The sequence below is a fragment of the Cyclobacterium sp. 10D3-21 genome (genome assembly GCF_055809755.1).
Map to the genome: position 1 here is coordinate 7076750 of NZ_CM147924.1, position 20751 is coordinate 7097500.

At 42.3% G+C, this 20751-nt stretch carries 9 protein-coding genes, 3 rRNA genes and 1 pseudogene (1 of these 13 running past the window's edge); all 13 read right to left on the reverse strand.

The features are described 5' to 3' along the window. Positions 1 to 54: 54 nt before the first annotated feature. Positions 55 to 1068, reverse strand: coding sequence for an amidohydrolase family protein (locus AC0L7T_RS27695; RefSeq protein ID WP_473340049.1), 1014 nt, complete (start codon positions 1066 to 1068; stop codon positions 55 to 57). Between the two features lie 495 nt (positions 1069 to 1563). Further along, on the reverse strand, positions 1564 to 2805 hold the full coding sequence (locus AC0L7T_RS27700; protein ID WP_473340051.1) for a Gfo/Idh/MocA family protein: 1242 nt from the start codon (positions 2803 to 2805) through the stop codon (positions 1564 to 1566). A gap of 825 nt (positions 2806 to 3630) precedes the next feature. Further along, complete coding sequence (locus AC0L7T_RS27705; RefSeq protein WP_473340052.1) at positions 3631 to 4779, reverse strand: DUF4221 family protein; 1149 nt, start codon at positions 4777 to 4779, stop codon at positions 3631 to 3633. 173 nt (positions 4780 to 4952) lie between these two features. Continuing rightward, a pseudogene (locus AC0L7T_RS27710) lies at positions 4953 to 6272 on the reverse strand (sulfatase); the annotation flags it as partial. A gap of 53 nt (positions 6273 to 6325) precedes the next feature. Next, complete coding sequence (locus tag AC0L7T_RS27715; RefSeq protein WP_473340053.1) at positions 6326 to 8974, reverse strand: DUF4962 domain-containing protein; 2649 nt, start codon at positions 8972 to 8974, stop codon at positions 6326 to 6328. Continuing rightward, positions 8971 to 9693 (reverse strand): DUF1961 family protein, encoded by a 723-nt coding sequence (locus AC0L7T_RS27720; RefSeq protein WP_473340054.1) that lies wholly within the window; start codon positions 9691 to 9693, stop codon positions 8971 to 8973. The genes AC0L7T_RS27715 and AC0L7T_RS27720 overlap by 4 nt, the downstream gene beginning before the upstream one ends. Before the next feature lie 438 nt (positions 9694 to 10131). Then, entirely contained in the window at positions 10132 to 11934 is a 1803-nt protein-coding gene (locus tag AC0L7T_RS27725) for a RagB/SusD family nutrient uptake outer membrane protein (RefSeq protein ID WP_473340056.1), read from the reverse strand. A gap of 32 nt (positions 11935 to 11966) precedes the next feature. Further along, entirely contained in the window at positions 11967 to 15299 is a 3333-nt protein-coding gene (locus AC0L7T_RS27730; RefSeq protein ID WP_473340058.1) for a SusC/RagA family TonB-linked outer membrane protein, read from the reverse strand. A gap of 164 nt (positions 15300 to 15463) precedes the next feature. Further along, positions 15464 to 16546: a FecR family protein gene (locus tag AC0L7T_RS27735; RefSeq protein WP_473340059.1), complete on the reverse strand. Its 1083-nt coding sequence runs from the start codon at positions 16544 to 16546 to the stop codon at positions 15464 to 15466. Between the two features lie 182 nt (positions 16547 to 16728). After that, positions 16729 to 17343, reverse strand: coding sequence for an RNA polymerase sigma factor (locus AC0L7T_RS27740; RefSeq protein WP_473340061.1), 615 nt, complete (start codon positions 17341 to 17343; stop codon positions 16729 to 16731). Between the two features lie 199 nt (positions 17344 to 17542). Beyond that, a 5S ribosomal RNA gene (rrf, locus tag AC0L7T_RS27745) occupies positions 17543 to 17654 on the reverse strand. Between the two features lie 109 nt (positions 17655 to 17763). After that, positions 17764 to 17875 (reverse strand): 5S ribosomal RNA (gene rrf, locus AC0L7T_RS27750). Positions 17876 to 17978: 103 nt separating this feature from the next. Further along, positions 17979 to 20751, reverse strand: a 23S ribosomal RNA gene (locus tag AC0L7T_RS27755) (it continues 115 nt past the right edge of the window).

Genomic DNA, 20751 nt, shown 5'->3' on the forward strand with positions numbered 1-20751 from the left:
AAGTTCAGTTATTGAGGGGGCTTGACAAAGGATTTCCAATTCCATAGTGTTTGCTTAGCTCCAGCCGAAAAGTTGTGCTGCATTACCACCGAGTATTGCTGCCTGCTCCTGTGAAGAGAGGTGCGAGAGGTGCCTTACCAGGTCCTGACGGTAGCGGCGGTAGGTGTCTGGTGTCGCATTGGTATTGAAGCCACCGCCATAGATCATCCGTTCGGCGCCCCAGGCACTGGTCAATTGGCGGATGATCGGCCTGATATCCTGGTGAGGATAGCGCTCTGCTGTGGGGATCGATGCTAGCTTCATTACTGTGTTAGGAAAGTCAGCCCAGCGCAATACCCTGGCATATTCCTCTGGTGATCCTTGAAACGGACGCCCAAGATGATCGATGATCACGGTGGTGTCAGAGAATTCCCGGATGTAACGCTCAAAGCCCGGAGCATAGCGGGGTTCGAAATGCAACTGCACAGCAACGCCGGCATCAGCGACACTACGCCACCATTTTCGGAGTTCCGGTTTCCCAAACGGAGGCAACCGATCGGGAGCGTAAGCATGAACCCGGGACGCAATAATACTCCCTTCACGGTCCTTCAAAAATGATGGCATCGCAGCCAACGATTCAGGCTGGTCAGCGAAAAACAGGCAGGTACCCTTCAGTCGGCCCCCACCAACTTCCAAACAATGATCCAGGTAGCGATGGTCGTCCTGGTACGGTTCCGGATGAACAACGATTGCGTACTTAATCCCTGCTCCGTCCATACAACTCAGCAGGTCTTCCACGGTGGCGGCGGAATCAGGTCGATAGGGTCCGTTGGGATGATAAGGAAATTCATTGCTGTCTGGGCCAGCAAAACAGTGCAGATGGGTGTCGACGACCGGCAGATCGCTGTGGGCCTTCTCCGCCCGCGACCTCGAAGTCAGGGCAAGGCTTGCAAGTGATCCACCTAAGATACCCAGGCAGTCACGGCGGTTGATGCAATTCGCCTCGTGGCCTTTTTTCGATTGGCCCTGTTGCCTGCCGAAATAAATGGCTGTTGAATGGTCATTTTTATTAAAGGGTTTCAGTTTCAAGGCTATATGGGTTTGGTTAAACAACCCCTAAAAGTTACTACAGTCTTCCTAAAAAGCCAAATGAATAGCTAAATGGACTGGTAAATTATTTCTTCGAAAAGGATTGGCTTGATTAAACCCGAAATAGGCAATAGAAAATCTATTAGGTGCTGAAATCGCTTCAAAATACCCAATTGTTGCTATTTTCAATTCTACCTGACGGAAGACATGTTCACCATAGCGGTGCTATGCTGAAATCTCCAAACAGCCTGATTTTCTTGCGATTACAACACTTCCCGTAAACACGGGAAATTCTATTACATAATTCGGGTTAAATGTATAGTAAACCGTTTCAACAGGGTAATAAGGAATAAGCTATTTTTACTTCAATTGATTACAATCATTTATACCCTCCTTATAAAGGCAATTTAGTAAAACCTTATACCCTTCGATTACTATTTAGCGTACATGTATAAAACCTTTCGCCCATAAATTTTCGATGTACTGTGGTCTATTCTACCAAAGGTCTTCTCCGTAAGACCATCCTTCGCGAACAGGTTCTTTAATGTATGCATCTAACTCTGGACGACCAACGGCCTTCATGTTTTTTTCGTCGTAGTTAATCGTTCCGCCAAAACGTTGTGCTAGTACACCAACAAGTCCCATTTCTGTTAAGTCCGCACCATAATCGAAGTTTGAGCCCGGCAAGGTGTCGTTTTTAATGGCAGCCACCCATTCTTGTACTGGTTTTTCTTCCTCCACTCTCGGAATGGTTTCTGCTGGTTTATTCTTTTGGAAATCTGCCCATTCTTCCTCAGGAACAAGTAATCGAGGATTGTTTGGACGACCTCCATGGTAAAGTGTCTTCTTAGAACCAATCATAATCATCCCATTGTCCGGCATTTCATTAAGCCCATACTCTTCCTTCAATTCGGGTTTGCCCATACCTTCAATCCATTTCATAGTAACAGGTGGTTTATTACCACGAGCTCCAAATTGCCATGTTATCGTTGATTCCCGGGCAATCATACTATGATCTGGAACTTCAGGGTTTGGTACCACGGCATCTACTGTATGTGGCATTCCAAGATCCAATGCCCAAAAAGGTGCGTCTAAAGTATGACAACACCAATCGGCCATTGCTCCACTACCGAAATCGTAGAAAGTTCTCCATGATTTGGGTGCATAGTCATTATTAAAAGGACGATCAGCTGCAGGACCTTTCCATAAATCCCAATCTAAACCCTCAGGTACTTCATGCTCTGGAAATGGAAACCCTTCAGGCTTCGAGAAATATCCACCCGGATTAAATGTTGTTGGGCCTCCCCATCTAATTACTTCTTTTACATCTCCAAGAACTCCTGCATCAAACCACTCTTTTACTAATCTAATTCCATGGGTTGTATGTCCTTGATTTGCCATTTGCGATACGATACCATAATGTTTTGCAGCTTTTTTCATGGTGCGGCATTGCCAAATATTATGCACAAGTGGTTTTTCAACTAATACATGTTTTCCAAGTTGCATGGCAGCCATTGCCGCTGGGAAATGGGTGTGGTCAGGTGTAGCAATCATAACGGCATCTATTTCGTTGGCCATTTCGTCGAACATCACCCTGAAATCTTTGTACTTTTTAGCATTAGGTACAGTTTTGTATGCTTGCTCAGTCATTCTGTCGTCAACATCGCACATGGCCACAATATCCTCTACGGCAACCTGGCTCCAACTGGCACGACCTCTGGCTCCTACACCAATCATTGCAAAACGCAATTTTGTACTTGGTGGACGTTCAATAAAATTAGGGATGAATAATGCTCCTAAACCGGCTGTTGAAGCTGATTTTAGAAATGTTCTTCTTGTTGATTTCATTATATTCTTTTGATTTTGGTATAACTTGACTATCCAATTTAAAAACCCAAATTGATTATTTTTGAGCCGGTTTAAGCACTGGCAAAAAGGCAAAGGGTATCTAATCGTAGCCAATTTGGTTTATCTCCAGTCAAAATACTTTATTTTTTTGTCTTTTGGGCATAAAACACTTCTGATTTGTATATTTTGTTTAAGGCTAAAATCCAAGAGGTACAAGTTATCCGATCAGTCTAAGTTTAGCGAAGCGTAAATTAGACCTATTATGAAGAAAGTTTTCAACTTTCGGTATTTAAGAGAAGCGCTTTTTGGGTTGACTTCGGCTCCGCTCAGTCACCTATACCATAGTCGAAGAAAACAATTGAAGAGGAATGAGATTCATTATAAGTTGTAGATAAATTTCCGCCTTGTAGATTTCGGCATCAAGAAATTTAAGTAGGAATTGGCAAGGGCACAGGCTAATTTGATCAAGATTTATCAATGGGCTTCAAAAAAAGACAAACGTAATTGTGAAAGGCTAAAATCCAAGAGGTACCAGTGAGCGTCGCCATAAATTTTAGCCAATAAATACTTAGCGGCGCGAATTTTCTTGGAGTCTCGGGACAGCTGAGTTACTTTTTAAACCACTGATCCAACTCAGGGCAAAAAATAACAATGGTCTTAGAAATCGCATTTGGATTAATCATACATAGGGTCCCAAAACCTAATTTAAAGACGTCAAAACTGAAAATCTATCACTGAAAACCCCAATTCATCTGCTACATTAACATTGCTCCAGAGTTTGCCCTCTTTAAAAAACCCACTATGAGGCACATTTGTAAGTCCTTCCAACCTTGTCTCTCCAACAAGGTCCAGCTCTTTTGAAAAAGCCATCAAGAATATTTCCATTTTGCTTTCTTTGTATTCTGTCCTGTGTGAAAGCACTCTACTAGCAAATCGAAAATACAATTGGGAAGCCTCGTCCCAAATAAAATTCCAGTGACTGATTTGAGTTGCTATTTTTTTGACTTCTACTTCAAATTCTTCATTACTATGAACACGGTTTTTTATTTCTCCCTTTTTTTCCAATGGCACAATTTTGAGAGGAAATTCCCGATAGGAAATGCTATCCAAGGAGGGATCATATCTATAAATGCCGTTCCCCACAGTACATGAAATAATGACTTCGTCATTCAAATGCTGCAAATAAGGAAATTCTATTTTTAAACCACCCCCTTCACCACCTACGGTCCTGATAGTGAATGCATTGGCTTTATTGAATTCAGGTAAGGCCATAATTCTTTTTCTTTTTCCATAAGAATTAAGGACGGCAAGGTAATACTCCCTAGTTTCATAATTCACAGGAAGTGAATACAATTGATCCATAGTTGAATTAAACACTATTCTGTTAGTTAGAGAGTTTAGGTCAACAGAAAACCCATCAATTATATCCGGCAAATTAAGGTTCCACGACCTTATTTTTTCTCCTGATGCATTGATAATACTCGGTCTCTGAAAACTGGGAAAAAAGAACTGGTCTTCAGATATAGGCTGGAACATAAATGTGAAGCCAGGACTATTCGGCCCTTCCTTTTCGATGAAAAATGAATCAATAAACGCTAGTGAGTCAAGGTCAATTTGATGTATTTTGAAAGTTTTATTATCCAAAATATAAAAATACCTGGCTTCTGGAGACAGGGTGCTTATATAGGGAATTCCATAAGTTATAAGTTCTTCCCCAACATCTACCATTATAGTATCCACCGAAATAGTTAACCCCTCTAAAATATTGCTTTTTTCAATGGCTAAGGTCTTCTTCTCAGAAATTGGTTTTTCTTTACAAGAAAAAACCATTAGAAAACTAATTATTAGAAATAACCTACTCATAATTATAAAACTAGATAATTAATACTTAAAAACCTAGCCCTTAACTCTAAACAAATTAACTAATTAGTTTTATATCAATAAGCCAATAATTCCTCCAATAAGCCAGGATTTACCTCTTTTATATACGCTTTCATCTGAAGGTCTAGTTCATTCGCTTTACTTGGATCTGTCCCATACAAATCCTTTAATTCCCCAAAATCTGAAGCCAGGTTATAAAGCTCCAATTTTCCGGTTTTCCAAAACCTGATGACTTTGTAATTTCCTTGAATAAGGGCTGAATGTGGATAGGCCTTGCTGTACCGGTGAAAGACCAGGTAATCCTTATTTCTGCTAACTTTTCCTTTTCCTCCTGATTGAACAATACCTGCAAAACTTCCCCCATCCAGGTCCTCGGGCAAAGGCTGGCTATAACCTGCCAATTCACCAATGGTCGGTAAAATATCCCAACCTCCCACGGATTCATGACTCATTTTCCCGGGTGCTATTCCAGGGCCTTTAACCATAAAAGGTACCCGTATGCCTCCCTCATAAAGGGTCCATTTTCCACCACGTAGGGGAAAATTCCGCATAGGCTTGTCGAAGGTATCAGGATGCAGCATTTTTCGCTTGGATGGTACTGGAGGAAGGAATTCAACCCCTCCATTGTCAGCCATAAAGATGATATAGGTGTTTTCCGCAATACCGAGCTGTTCCACCTTCTCCATTATTTCACCCACGGTTCGGTCCATGTCCTCCAACATCCCTGCCCATCCAGGATTATTGTGCTTCACTCCTTTTGCCTTATTCAGGTATTTATCAAGGGTAGTTTGCTTGGTCTGAATGTCAACATGAGGGGCATAATGGCTAATTTGGAGGTAAAAAGGATTGCCTTCCCGGACCTGTCTTTGCATGAAATTCATTGCCCTTCCTGTTATCGAGGAGCTCCGCTTAGGATCATCATTAATGAACAATCCCTCCCACTTATCTTCTTTATTGGTCATAAGATTTCCGTGGGAATTGCGGGTATCACCGTCACTTTCATCATAGCCCAGCTCTTCCGGGAAAATCTCTGCCCTTAAGTCCCACTTGCCAAAATGTGCGGTTTTGTAACCTGGATCTATGGCTTTCAATAAAAGGGGAATGGTGATTTTCTGCTCCTTGGAATAGGGCTGGTAATTTTCGGAGAAAATTTCATCTCCTTGCCTTGCAGGCGTCTGTCCAAATAAAATACTCCGTCGGGAAGGAGAACAAATGGCAGCGGGTGCATAAGCATTGGTAAAACGAATCCCCTCCCTACCCAACCTGTCAATGTTGGGCGTCTCATAATAATCACTTTTTGATTCAAAAATCCGGTCATCCATGCCTAAGGAGGTGCTGCTCCAACCCTGGTCATCGGTTAGTATAAAAATAAAATTTGGCGGAGCTAACTTCTCTGGTTTATTGACAAGTTTAAAGCTTCCTGCACCAATCAACGTTATAACGGAGAGCATAAAAATCAAAAGTATTCGTTTCATGTTTTTGGTGTTTGTCGGTTAAATTGAAAGCTTAATAAATTAGAAACCATGGCTCACTTCGGTTGGCCTTTTTGAAAATAATTGAACCGGGATAACATTTCATTGGGAAATTGGTCTTTGATCTCCAGGAACAAAGGGGAATTGTCTTTAATAATTCCCATTCGGGTACTTCCCAGATATTCACCACTAAATATTTGATCACGTAACTGAAGGGAATTTCCATGCGAAGAAAAAACCGTCTCTGTTGCCTCGTTATGGATTTGAAGACCAGGTTCAATCTCTGAAGCCAGGTTTGCAGTAATGTTCCAATCTCCTATTTTGATTGTTGCGGTTCCATTTTCAATTTTTCCTTCCATCAATTCAGTATCTTTAACTACTTTCCCAGCTTGAATGACAGCAAAAAACCGCATTTTAGCCGTTTTTGAAGTGCTACTTGCCTTGAGATGATACTGATTATTCTTATAGGACTTTAGACTCCCATCTTCCTTTAGCGTTTTTCTCCAATTTACTGCTGCTACCTCAAAAGTGTCGCTTAGATGAAAGGTCAAATCTTCTGAAGCCCAGAGCCTTCCTTTTCCTGCTCCATTCTCCAGCTGTACAGCAAAGGTTTGGTTATTCTCGTCAATTGTCATTTCCTCAAGGCTATGGATGAGCCAGGACCAATCCACCTCCTTGGTGGCCTCCAACTCATCATAGACAAGGACAACATCAGGTTTTAGCATTACCAGGTGCCTAAAGTTTTTCACTACGGAATATTCCTCACCAGTTTCTTTACTCTGATAAGCTTGAGAAGCATCTCCTTTGGCATAGGCCAGCTCATCTGCCTGCAGAAACCTGGCAATCCATCCAAAAGCTTCTGTGCTATAAGGTTGGCCTGCCCCGTCTACCAGTATACCATTCTGACTTTTTGTATGCTGGTACCAGCCTGTACGGTGTGGGTCTTTCATCGATACCTTATAACCTGTTCTATAAAACAGTTTTTTCCCACCATAGAGAATATTGAAAACATTTTGATCGGAAAGCATGTGCCCATAAGAGCCAAAGGGACTAGAACGCATCGCTACCATCAGGTTTTCTTTGGTGTTGGTAATCTCACTGTGCATGGCCACCAGGCCTATATCAGTAAAAGGCCTTCCCATAGGCAAGTCAAGTTGCGTAGGTAAATCGGGAATAGGTAAATTACAGGTCTTTGTAAGCCGTATCCACCTGAGGATGGGCTCCTCTGATAGGTCCGATTTATCGTATTTTAAACATTCATTTGCATACCAGGCAGCCCTTGGATTTCCTGTTAGTTTTGCCAGCTCCAGGGCAAAGGCCACATAGTCGATACCTGGTGCATTCACTTCTTCTGAATTGTCTGCAAAACCATCTGAGGCAGAACCTGGAGGAATATGGTAGATCATCCAATCGGCTTGGTTTTGGTACCAGGGATGCGCATTGATGAAGTCAAATCCTGTGAATTTTTTTATGTACAAGGGTATGTCTATCATGGTCTCCATATTCATACGGAAATAAGAAACGCCTTCTGACCACCCACCGTCCATACCTCCCAGTACAGGAGCTCTTGCCAGAAACAATTCGTAGGCATAAGCCATCCACTTGGCTGCTTCCGGTTCATCCCCATAAACGGCCAGGCTTGTTTGAAAAAAATAATGAAGAATATGTTGCCATACATGGCCACTTAATACCTTGGCCTCTATATTGTTTACCCAGTCCTCGTAAAAATGGGATGCCCTTGCTTTAATGGATTCAAGTAAGGTAAATTTTTGCTTTTCACTAAGCCTGTCATAAAAAGTGTCATAGACCATGGCCATGGCAAGCATGCAACGTGCATCACTAAAATCATTGGTACTCGATACACCTTTTGGATCCCAATTGCTTACTTCAATGGCCATTTGAATAGCTTTCTCAGCATAGGCCTCTTTGCCACTTAAAATATAGGCCTCGGATAAGGAAACTACGGCATCATAAACTTCAGTACCAAGTTCCTTGCTGGCATCAAGGCGAAGCTTTCTTTCCTGCTCTGCCTCTTCTCCTTTTCGTTTGGGCATTCCATCTTGCTCTTTAGGTATACCTGCAAGAAGGGCTAATTCAGCATTATTTATAATGGCTCGGGTATCTGCATTTGGCTCCAACCGACGAAGTTGGCCTAGTTCTGGTGCAGTAGCAAGTACTCTTGGGTGCTGCTTTGGCAATGACCGTAAAAATTGTTCGGCACTGTGGGATACCATCGAAATGGCTCCTTCGTCCACTTTAAAATGCTGAACATTAGACCAATCCTCTCCACTTTGCTTGAATTGCCAATACCAGGAACCGCTTTCCAGTATATGGTGGGGGTTAAACATTGCCCAAGGGCTGTTTTTTATTTCAAGGATTTTATTCGGCGTAGAAAAATCTTTTTCAGTAGATAGCCGAACATCGTAGTGGATATTCTCCCCTTTTATTAAAGGCCATCTCAATACGGGGGGATTTAGCTGGGCAAACATTCCTGCAGATGGTTTAGGGTAATCCAGGTAGCGTGGATAAACCACTTTCAAAAGATTGGTTTTTTGAAGAACTGCCAACTCTTGCGTCTTTTCCCCACATCCGAGAATTATTAGGCCAAAAAACAGCACAAACCTTAGGGTAAGAAAACTATAATTTTGGATAAGCTTGCTGATTAAACCATATGGAACCTTTAATTTTTCTTTAGGTTTTTTCATTTCGCAAGCTCCCACACTTTAAAGTTTTTGTACCTGAAATGGGTCCACTGCATCTGTCTAAACCCTATTTTTCCATCTTGTAAAACTGGACCATGTTCATTCTTGTCCGTCCAGTCTATTATTTTCCGACCATCGACATACATGATTATTCGAGAATCGTCTTTTATCAATTTGAGTTTATGAATTTCTTTTGAGGTTACAGGAATGCCAGGTTCTTTTTGCTGCACCAGATGAAAGCCACTGTTCTTCCTTAAATGTGAAACCTCTCTTCCGGGATTGTTCCTCCCGTTGGCATAGTAGGAAATGTGGTAAGTATTAAAATCTTCACTCTTGGTATATTGACTAAATGTCCCATCTCTCAACGGAAAGGAAGAATCAAACAGGTCCTCTCCATTTTTACCTTTGGCAGCAAAAAACAAGATGCACAGTCCAGCCTCAGTATTTAGGTTTTGGGCCTCCCATTCGGCAACAAAACTCCCTGGAAAATCCTCCGGGCACCAAAAAACATGGTGAAATTCCTCTTGGGGCGAGTACATTTCCATCCAGCCATTATGAAATTCAACTTTACCAGGCCCTTCCATTACCCAATCACCAACAGCTTCTGCTGACATCATTGTGTTTTCATAGATCAGTTGGCCTTTTTGAATTTCCGGCGATTGTCCAAAGCCTTTGTTTTGGAAAAAGCAGAAGACAATAAGTAGGAAAAGTATCCTTTTCATTATTGATTGAAAATTCATATGGCTTAATTTCTATGTTTCATAAACCTATGGTCAGGAATAGGGAATTCATTATTCCCTATTTTTAGCGGAGTGACATAACTTTTTTCTGAAAAGTTTGAACCCGAAATATGCAATAGAGAATCTATTACTTGCTGAAATCGCTTCAAAATACCCAATCGTTGCTATTTTCAATTCTACCTGACGGAAGGCAGGTTCACCATAGCGGTGCTAAGCTAAAATCTCCAAACAGACTGATTTTCTTGCGATTACAACACTTCTCGTAAACACGGGACAGGCTTTACCCCTGACTATTGTCAGGGAGGAGAAATCCTATTACATAATACGAGTTGAACGAAGTGATTCCAAAATATCAGATATCAAAATGGGAGAAAATTACTTTTCCCCCATTTTAATCATTTATCTATAAGGCAATAACCATCAATAACCTGGGTTTTGCGAAATAGAAGGTTGAGACCTGTCAATTTCATGCTGAGGAATCGGTCGCAACAAATGCATTTCCGATAAATTCCCATTTGCCTTGGTCCAGAAATTGTACTTCTCGGTTCTTTCTATCAGTTTTTCTGTTCTTTTCAGGTCAAACCACCTGTTGAATTCTCCCATCAATTCCCTGGCACTTTCATCAAGGATTAAGTCAATGGAAATAGTAGCTGGGGTTGCACGATAGGACTCTGTTTCCATTGAACTGAGAAGCTCAGGAAATTTTGCTTTCTGGGGATTCACTCCTTCACCAACCGCACGATCCAGGACTTTATTATAATATACATCTGCTCCTCCCAAAGCGCCTCCGGAGGCACCTTTCACAATGGCTTCAGCCGCCAAAAGGTAAGCCTCAGCAGACCTGAACAAGGCAAAGTCAAAAGTACCATAACCATCACCGTAAGGAATATTCGGTTCCCAGAATTTCCACATGGAAGGCCTGGTAGCTGTCAGTCTTGAAATGGCTACTCCACTTATAATTTGCTCATGATTCATTACTGCATATTTCTTTGATCCACCTTCATCGATCCCTTTATCTGCTCCAGAAGCTGGCTGGTTCCATGGAGTCCAATAAGCAACCGTATCACCTATTTCATAACTTACCGTCAAGTTGGGGTCTTCGAAACTATAAGCATAATTATTTACAGGTTGCAAGGCATAAATCACCCTTAGGAAATTGTGGGAATACCGAATATCCAATTGAGGGTCAAACATTCTATACAAAGAAGGTGTCGGTTCGTTTTGGGCCAGATTTCTGTTATAATCGCTAGTCCTACCGTTGCTTCCCACCAATTCCCCATTTCCAGGGAAAATGGAATGGTAATAATTACCCGGTTCTCTATTGTCCCCCTCATTTGCATTGGTCAAAACATCATCGTTGTATTGAATCGCAAAAATCACTTCACTATTTCTAGCATCCTGCTGACCAGTATATTGAGTAAGCGGATTTTCGGTTCTGATAGGAAAAAGATTCTTGTAATTTTGCACCAAGGGGTAAGCTGCGATCACTTTATCTGCATAGGTCAAGGCCTTGTTAAAATCATCTGGACTACCTCCCAGAGAATTGTTAAAATTCCAGCCCCTTGTCAGATATACTTTTGCCAAAAGAAATTGGGCAGCTCCTTTGGTTACTCTTCCATAATCAGTGGCCTCTTCAGGAAGAGCAGCTTCTGCTTCTGTCAGGTCTTTTAAAATTTGGGTATAAATATTGGCAGAAGATTCTCTCACTACCGCTTTATTGGCCGTGATGGTTTCTTCCAAAGGCATGGGGACATCTCCCCAGGTCTGTACCAGATAAAAATAAGACAAGGCACGCAAAAACTTGGCTTCACCAACCCTAGCTGCTTTTATAGCAGGGTTGGCAAAAGTAATGTCATCCGCCCTGCTGATGGCAGCATTGGTTCGACCTATCTCACGGTAAAATATATCCCAAGGCCCGGTAAAGGTTTCTGAAGTAATGTTCACATAAGTATCAAGCGAAGGACCCTGCCCCACTGCTTTTTCACTCCAGCCCCCATTTTGGAAAAGGTCTGTACCGGGTAAGGCAATGGGATATTGGAGAACAAAATCCCGCAATAAAGGATAACAGGACTTAATCAGATCCTCATATCCGGCTTCTGTGGTAATATAGGAATCGGTAGTAATATTTGAAATGGACTCTTCCTTTAGGAAATCCTGGCATCCTGCTCCACCAAACATCAGTAGAAAAAACAGGACTATATATTGAAGGTTATATCTTTTCATTTTTAAAATATTTTAAGTTTCGGATAGGAAAATTAGAAGGATGCGCTAACTCCAAATTGAATAATGGAATGGGGAACATCATCCTGATAGGTACCTGAATTAAATTCCGGATCCATCCAAACATTTTTTTCCTTGGTAAAAACAAAAACATTGTTTGCCTGTCCGTACAGCCTTAGATTGCTGAACTTAATGGTATTGAGCAGATTATCGGGCAAGTTATAACCCAGCGTAATGTTTGAAATCCTCCAAAAGCTGGCATCTTTATATTGTATGGCTTCCCTATAAGGGTTGTTTTGCCATACCCCATAATAATCGTTGGTAGGATTGTTTTCCGTCCAGTAATTAAGGTTCAAGCCATTGTAACGGTTACTTCCCAGGTCTCCCATGGTGCCTTGCAACAAGCTGTTCCTATACTGCACACCCTGTCTGGTATAGATAAAAATGGAAAGGTCCCAATCTTTATAGGTAAAGGTATTGCTGATACCTGCAATCCATTTGGGCAACTGATTTCCCAGGATAACCCTGTCATCTATTCCTCCTGATGAGGAAATGGTGCCATCATTGTTTTGGTCAACCACTTTTACTGATCCGGGAACCTGTCCATAAGTTAAAGCCTCCTCGGTTTCATCCAATTGCCAAATTCCATCAAACTCATAATAGTAATTTGAATTTAAGGACTGCCCTACAAAAAGTTTATTGGCGATGTCCTCTTGAACCGTTCCCCCGTACAATTCTAAAATTTCATTGTGATTTGAGGAGAAATTGATAGAGGTATTCCATCTGAAATCCTGGGTTTGAACATTCACCGAATTAATGGTAACCTCAATACCCCTGTTAAGTAATTTCCCCACATTCGAAGTTACAGCCCCAAAGCCCAGGGAAGTAGGAATGGCCACATTTTGGATCAGGTCATTGGTTTTCTTATTGTACAGTTCAACTTCTGTATTGATTCTGTTTCCCAAAAAGCCCATATTGATACCCAAATTGAATTCCTCACTGTTTTCCCATCTAAGATCAGCATTGCCAATATTCCTTGGCGCATAACCATAAGCAGGATTACCATCGAAATCATAAGCCGTTCTACTTAGGTAGGCCTGCGTAGAGTAAGGAGCTACCACATCATTCCCAACCCTACCATAACTTAACCTCAATTTTAAATCAGAGAATAAATTCATATTTTGAATAAACTCCTCATCACCAAGTCTGTAGGCAATGGCTGCAGATGGGAAAAAGGCCCATTGGTTGCCTTCTGCCAAAACGGATGAACCATCATACCTTCCTGTTAATGTCAACAGGTACTTGTTATTGAATATGTAATTTAACCTGCCCATATAGGACATTATGGATCTTTCCACCAAATCACTGCCTACGCCATTTATTTGGGCAGCTGTATTCAAAGCATAAAAACTTGAATTATAGGCTAGGTTTTCCACTCTAATGGTAGAGGTTTCGAACCTTTCCTGAAGGGCACTCTGCACTGCTGTAATATTAAAGTCATGCAGCCCTCTTTTTATTTTATAATTAATGATATTGTCCCAGGTATAAGAGCCATTAAAGGTAAAGTCATTCCCAGCACTCGGAAGTTTATTTATCCTGCTTTTGGAATCTGCTCCCCGAAATTCTCCTCTTCTGCTGTTAAATACTGATGCTGATAAAGAAGACCTGAAAGAAAACCCTTCAAAAGGGGTCAGTTCAATGTATCCATTGCCAAGAAAATTGGAAACCCTGGTTTCATCCTGAAAATTTTTGGCAGCCACTTCCGTCAATGGGTTGTTGACTTGGGTATCCTTGATTCCCATCCAAAAGGCATAGCCATCCACATTTTTGTCGTTGGTTTCGGTAGGATTGCTCAGGTCATCAAAGTAGATAGTTCCAGTAGGTCTTGCCCTGTATGCATTTCGCAAGGTTTCAAATGAACCAGTACTTAAAATACTATAAGTATAATAGGTGTTAAAGCCTACTTTAACTACATTATTCAATTTGCTGTCCATGCTTCCCTTGAGGTTAAACCGCTCATATCCGGTATTCAGGACATTGCCTTTTTCATTTAAATATCCAGTGGAGAAATAATGGGTAGTGTTTTCATTTCCACCTGAAAGCGCCACCACATGACTGGTTTGGAGAGAAGGTGCAGTTACCTCATCTACCCAATTCACTGACCTGCCACTTTGGACATTTTCCAATTGCGCGGTAGTCCAAACCACCTGGGCATTGGGATTTTCAGCAATTACCACATCATTATAAGCAGTATAAAACTCCTGGGCATTCATTAGGTCAGGCAAAAACGCGGGTGTTTTGACTCCAGCATACCCCTCATAAGTGACTTTGGTTTTACCTTTAACTCCTTTTTTGGTGGTAATTATAATTACCCCATTAGCTCCCCTGGCACCATATATGGCTGAAGAAGAGGCATCCTTCAAAACATCCATTGAAGCAATGTCACTCGGATTCAGGGTATTTAACCTGCCCCCCATCACACCGTCAATCACAATCAGAGGTTCATTACTGAATCCTATAGATTGCAAACCTCTGATATCAATGGTATAGTCAGATCCTGGACGGGAATTTATTTTATTGACATTGACACCAGCAACCTGACCTTGAAGGGCCTTTGCTGCCTGAACTGGGTTTTGCCTGACGATCGCTTCTGAATCAACGGATCCAACAGCACCAGTTAAATCACTTTTTTTAACTTCTCCGTAACCTACCACCACTACTTCTTCAAGGGCAGAGGCATCAAGCTCTAGCTTTATATTCAAAGTGGACTGATTACCAACCTTCACATTCTGGGCCTGGTAGCCGATATATGAAAAAACCAAGGTAGATCCTTCAGCAACAGTAAGAGAGTATTTCCCTTCCAAATCGGAAACCGTACCGGTTGAGGTACCCTGAACAGTTATGGTCGCCCCAGGCAAAGGGGAACCTTCATCGTCAGTAATGGTCCCGGAAACGGTAACATCTGCCCATTCCTCATCTATACTTTTTCCAATTTGAGAGGAGGGTTCCGCTATTCTAACATGGATATTGTTGTTCACTTGCCGAAACTGAAGATTGGTTTGTCCGGAAAATGATTTCAAAAGATCGTAAAGACTTTGGGTTTGATTGATTGTAGAAACCCTGTCAACATCCTTCATTTCTTTGGCTGAGTAGACAAAGCTAAAACCTGACAGGTCCTCAATGATCGTAAAGGCCTCTTCAACTTGAATGTTGTCAAGGGAAAGCCGAATCATCACCTCTTCTATATCCTTGATTTGTGCATTGCCGTTATGTCCAAAAAGGAAACTCATGGTAAGGCACTGAATAAGAAAGGCATAGGTAAACAGTTTTGTCATGCGTATAACATGGAATAGTACAAGTTTTTTCATATCTTTACTATAATTATTTTAGACTATTGAACAATGGTTTAATTAATTTAGACGGATTACCTATCGAAAATTTGTATCCGCTAATTCTGAAAGCCGAAGGTGTTGACGCATCTTCGGTTTACTTTTTGGCATTGAGTTTAATTCATTAGCTTTTTGGTATTAGGTTAAAATATTATTTCAACTCGATCTCTGGCGATCGAAAATTTAAATTTAGCCGCATAACTTAAACCCTTTAAAACATTTTTCAGAGTTTCTTCTTTGAACTTTCCAGAGAGCAAAATTTCTTTTTGAGGTTTGTTGTAAACAGAAATTTTAACACCATACCAATTTTCCAATGTCCTTATCGCATCTACTAAGGAGGTTTTGTCGAACAGGATAGTTTTATCAGTCCAGCTCAAAATTTTATCTCGGTTAAAATTTCTTTTATTAAGCACGCCCTCAGTATAATTTAAGAACAACGCTTCTCCTGGAGTCAATAACTGGGGAATTGGATGTATTAAAGTTTCAACAGCTACTTTACCTTCCAATAAGGCAATGTCAATTTTGTCAGGATTGTAAGCATTGACAATAAAAGAAGTCCCCAATGCAGTCACTCTAGAATCTCCACTATGCACTATAAAAGGTCTTAAACTGTCTTTAGCAATCTCAAAATAGGCTTCTCCGGTTAGGAAAACGGATCTCGTATCTTGATCGAAATTTTTTGGATAACGAAAAGTGGAACCAGAATTGAGCAATACTTTAGTCCCATCCTTTAAAGTAAGTTGCATCTTTACACCCGGCTCAGATTTTTTAACTTCGTATACTATAGGTGCGGCTTCTACCTGAACGGGTTCCTTTACCAGAGAATAGACCAATGCACCCATGAACACGAGTAAAAAAGAGACTACAGCTGCCCTAACCCATAAAAAGTTATTTCTTTTCCTAGAAGTGGATAGGTGGGTACGACTTTTTAAAACACTTATAGGATTAAGCGGAATGACCTCCTCTCCGCCTACAGGATCTTGAATTGTCAAATCCTTGTCAATCTTTTCCCAAAGAAATTTTTGCTCTATGTCAGGTAAACTAAATTCTTTAGTGGTCAAATTAAGAATAAGTTCTCTGGCATGGGTTGCCTCAACTAATTTAAAAGGTACTTTATCAAAAACACTCTCCCAATATAAATTGTCAGATGGAGTTGGTTTAAGCACCCATCTTCTAAAGTTGGGATCCAACACAAAATCTTCCACTTTATATTTCCGTATATCCATATTTTCTGAATTCATGGATATAATACTCGAAATGGGAAAACCTATCCTTCCTTTTTAAGATATTTTTAAAAATTTACATTTCCACTAAAAAAACTTTTAAAAATTTGCCAAAAGAAAGAATTTAATCCATAAAATCGATTGAATATATAAATGGGAAAGATGACTAAAAGACTGTAGAGAGTTCAAAAAAGGATACTCAATAAAAAGGAAAATAAGATGGACAACATATTCCTTTTTAAAGTATTGATGGCTTTCCAGGCAAGAGTATAGGCTGATTGAAGATTAAGTCCCATTATATGCGTAATATCTTCATAGGATTGATTGTCAAAAAAAAGGTAATGAATGATCTCCTTTTGACGCATGGGCAATTTGTCGATGGAAGATAATAATTTTTTCTTTTTCAATTCTTCGGTTTGTCCACCAATAAATTCATAATCAAAACTATCCAATAACCCCACCTCTTCATAATCTTCAAGGGATTGAGTACTGTATCTTTTTTTATCTTTACCAACTTCTCTATAAATCTTATGGCTTAGGCATTTAAAAAGGTAGAGCCGAATATTATCTGTGTTTCCAAGTCTTTTTCGAGAATTCCAGATTGTTAAAAAGACATCATGAATGCAATCTTTAATTAAACTTTTGTCTTGTTTGATAGACATACCTAAAGTATAAAGGTCTCGAGAATACTTTAGATATAAACCTTCCAGCCCTTCTTTGTCACCATTCTTTACTTTTTGCCAAAGTATCAACGCATCAGAATGATCAATGGAATTATACTTAATAGACTTGGTATTCATTCTAATTAAATTGGGTTTATCAGAATGTTAAAGTAAATATTAATCTTATAAAAAAAAATATTTCCTGCCATGGTCTCCGTATTTTATGAATAATAAATAATCACATTGTCCAAAAGATAGGATTCGGGTGGATTGATACCTTTTCCGAAAAAAAAGGCAAAAAAAAAGACCCGAAGTGTTAACTACGGGTCTATAATAATGAAGGCGGCGACCTACTCTCCCAGGTGTAACCCCAGTACCATCGGCGCGGCAGGGCTTAACTTCTCTGTTCGGGATGGGAAGAGGTGGGTCCCCTGCGCCGGGCCGCCTAAATCTTCGTGGTTGCTATCGCTAGCGCTCACTTAATTTCGTTAATCAGTATATATTTCAGGTTAAAAAGCATAAAAAAGACCCGAAGTGTTAACTACGGGTCTGTAATAATGAAGGCGGCGACCTACTCTCCCAGGTGTAACCCCAGTACCATCGGCGCGGCAGGGCTTAACTTCTCTGTTCGGGATGGGAAGAGGTGGGTCCCCTGCGCCGGGCCGCCTAAATCTTCGTGATTGCTATCGCTAGCGCTCACTTAATTTCGTTAATTATTACGATATGTCTTAAAGTAAATTGACTTGTCTTGTGGAAAATGCAACGTAGCAAAGGTGTTCAAGTTTTCGGGCTATTAGTACTGCTCGGCTATGTCATTTCTGACTTTACACCTACAGCCTATCAACGTCATCGTCTCTGACGGCCCTGTTTAGAAGTCTCATCTTGGGGCGAGTTTCGCACTTAGATGCTTTCAGCGCTTATCTCTTCCCGACTTAGCTACCCGGCGGTGCAGTTGGCACTACAACCGGTACACCAGCGGTCGGTCCATCCCGGTCCTCTCGTACTAAGGACAGCCCCCCGCAGACTTCTCACGCCCGCAACAGATAGGGACCGAACTGTCTCACGACGTTCTGAACCCAGCTCGCGTGCCACTTTAATGGGCGAACAGCCCAACCCTTGGGACCTTCTCCAGCCCCAGGATGTGACGAGCCGACATCGAGGTGCCAAACCTCCCCGTCGATATGAGCTCTTGGGGGAGATCAGCCTGTTATCCCCAGCGTACCTTTTATCCTTTGAGCGACGGCCCTTCCATACGGTACCGCCGGATCACTATACCCGTGTTTCCACCCTGCTCGGCATGTACGCCTTACAGTCAAGCTCCCTTATGCTATTGCACTCCACGCACGGTTACCAAGCGTGCTGAGGGAACCTTTGGAAGCCTCCGTTACTCTTTTGGAGGCGACCACCCCAGTCAAACTACCCACCAAACAATGTCTCCCTGTTTCAGGGATTAGATACCAGGCACACAGAGGGCCGTATTTCAACGGTGGCTCCTCAACGCCTAGCGACGCCGATTCACAGCCTCCGGCCTATCCTACACACCGTGTACCCGATACCAATGTTAAGTTGCAGTAAAGGTGCATGGGGTCTTTCCGTCCCGTTGCGGGTACGCGGCATCTTCACCGCGACTACAATTTCACCGAGCTCATGGCTGAGACAGTGCCCAGATCGTTACACCATTCGTGCAGGTCGGAACTTACCCGACAAGGAATTTCGCTACCTTAGGACCGTTATAGTTACGGCCGCCGTTTACTGGGGCTTCGGTTCAACGCTTCTCTTACGATAACGTCCCCCCTTAACCTTCCAGCACCGGGCAGGTGTCAGGCCTTATACTTCATCTCTCGATTTCGCAAAGCCATGTGTTTTTGATAAACAGTCGCCTGGGCCTTTTCACTGCGGCCTCTCTCACCGAAGCAAGAGGAGGCGCCCCTTCTCCCGAAGTTACAGGGCCATTTTGCCGAGTTCCTTAGCCATGATTCACTCGAGCACCTTGGGATACTCTCCCCAACCACCTGTGTCGGTTTGCGGTACGGGCGAACATACGCTTAACGCTAGAGGTTTTTCTTGGAAGCTTTTAGGACCACTATCCAATTGTCCGAAGACGCTTGGTACTATCAGGTTCGGCTAAGACTGCGCATTTTACTACAGTCCAAATACCTACACCCTTTAACCCGGTATTCCGTCACCGGGCGGATCTTTCAACACTCCGTCGCCCCATTACCTGTATGTTCGGTATGGGAATATTAACCCATTTTCCATCGGAATCCCCCTTCGGGTTATCCTTAGGTCCCGACTGACCCTGATCCGATTAGCGTTGATCAGGAATCCTTGGTCTTTCGGTGTGGATGTTGTTCCCATCCATTATCGTTACTTATGCCTACATTTGCTTTTCCAGAAACTCCACCGGACATTACCATCCGGATTCACTGTCGCTGGAATGCTCCCCTACCAAAATATAAATACTTTCCTTCGCTTCGGTACCGCACTTGATGCCCGATTATTATCGACGCCCTGCCGCTCGACCAGTGAGCTGTTACGCACTCTTTAAAGGAATAGCTGCTTCCAAGCTAACCTCCTGGCTGTCACTGCAGCTGGACCGCCTTTGTTCAACTTAGCGCGGATTTTGGGACCTTAGCGGTAGGTCTGGGTTCTTTCCCTCTCGGACTTGGACCTTAGCACCCAAGCCCTCACTGCCGGTTCTGTATAATGGCATTCGGAGTTCGTCAGGATTTGGTAGGATTTGACTCCCCCTAGTCCTATCGGTAGCTCTACCTCCATCATACAATTCCCGACGCTGTTCCTAAAAACATTTCGGGGAGTACGAGCTATTTCTCAGTTTGATTGGCCTTTCACCCCTACCCACAGCTCATCCGGAAGCTTTTCAACGCTTATCGGTTCGGTCCTCCACTCTGTTTTACCAGAGCTTCAACCTGGCCATGGGTAGATCACTAAGTTTCGCGTCTACCCCCACCGACTGTATCGCCTTATTCAGACTCGCTTTCGCTGCGGCTCCTCCTGTTTACAGGATTAACCTTGCCGGTGAGGAGTAACTCGTAGGCTCATTATGCAAAAGGCACGCCGTCATCCTGACAAAGTCAGGACTCCGACCGCTTGTAGGCGCACGGTTTCAGGTTCTTTTCACCCCGTTATTCACGGTACTTTTCACCTTTCCCTCACGGTACTCGTTCACTATCGGTCTCTAGGGAGTATTTAGCCTTACCGGATGGTGCCGGCAGATTCAACCGGGATTTCTCCTGTCCCGGCCTACTCAGGATACCCGCCTTATAAATTAAAATTCCTCTACGGGACTCTCACCCTCTTCGGTTTGACTTCCCAGCCAATTCGAGTCTCCTAATTTATAATTATGCAGGTCCTACAACCCCATATATGCCGTAACATAAATGGTTTGGGCTCTTCCGCGTCCGCTCGCCGCTACTGACGGAATCATTATTATTTTCTCTTCCTGCGGGTACTTAGATGTTTCAGTTCCCCGCGTTTGCCTTCCTTTCGGAATACCCTGACAAGTCAGGGTGGGTTGCCCCATTC

What these genes read in the sequence shown, in the direction of transcription:
- AC0L7T_RS27700 (WP_473340051.1), bottom strand. Translation starts at nt 2,805, where the DNA reads ATGATTGGTGTAGGAGCCAGAGGTCGTGCCAGTTGGAGCCAGGTTGCC.
- AC0L7T_RS27705 (WP_473340052.1), bottom strand. Translation starts at nt 4,779, where the DNA reads ATGAGTAGGTTATTTCTAATAATTAGTTTTCTAATGGTTTTTTCTTGT.
- AC0L7T_RS27715 (WP_473340053.1), bottom strand. Translation starts at nt 8,974, where the DNA reads ATGAAAAAACCTAAAGAAAAATTAAAGGTTCCATATGGTTTAATCAGC.
- AC0L7T_RS27720 (WP_473340054.1), bottom strand. Translation starts at nt 9,693, where the DNA reads ATGAAAAGGATACTTTTCCTACTTATTGTCTTCTGCTTTTTCCAAAAC.
- AC0L7T_RS27725 (WP_473340056.1), bottom strand. Translation starts at nt 11,934, where the DNA reads ATGAAAAGATATAACCTTCAATATATAGTCCTGTTTTTTCTACTGATG.
- AC0L7T_RS27730 (WP_473340058.1), bottom strand. Translation starts at nt 15,299, where the DNA reads ATGAAAAAACTTGTACTATTCCATGTTATACGCATGACAAAACTGTTT.
- AC0L7T_RS27735 (WP_473340059.1), bottom strand. Translation starts at nt 16,546, where the DNA reads ATGGATATACGGAAATATAAAGTGGAAGATTTTGTGTTGGATCCCAAC.
- AC0L7T_RS27740 (WP_473340061.1), bottom strand. Translation starts at nt 17,343, where the DNA reads ATGAATACCAAGTCTATTAAGTATAATTCCATTGATCATTCTGATGCG.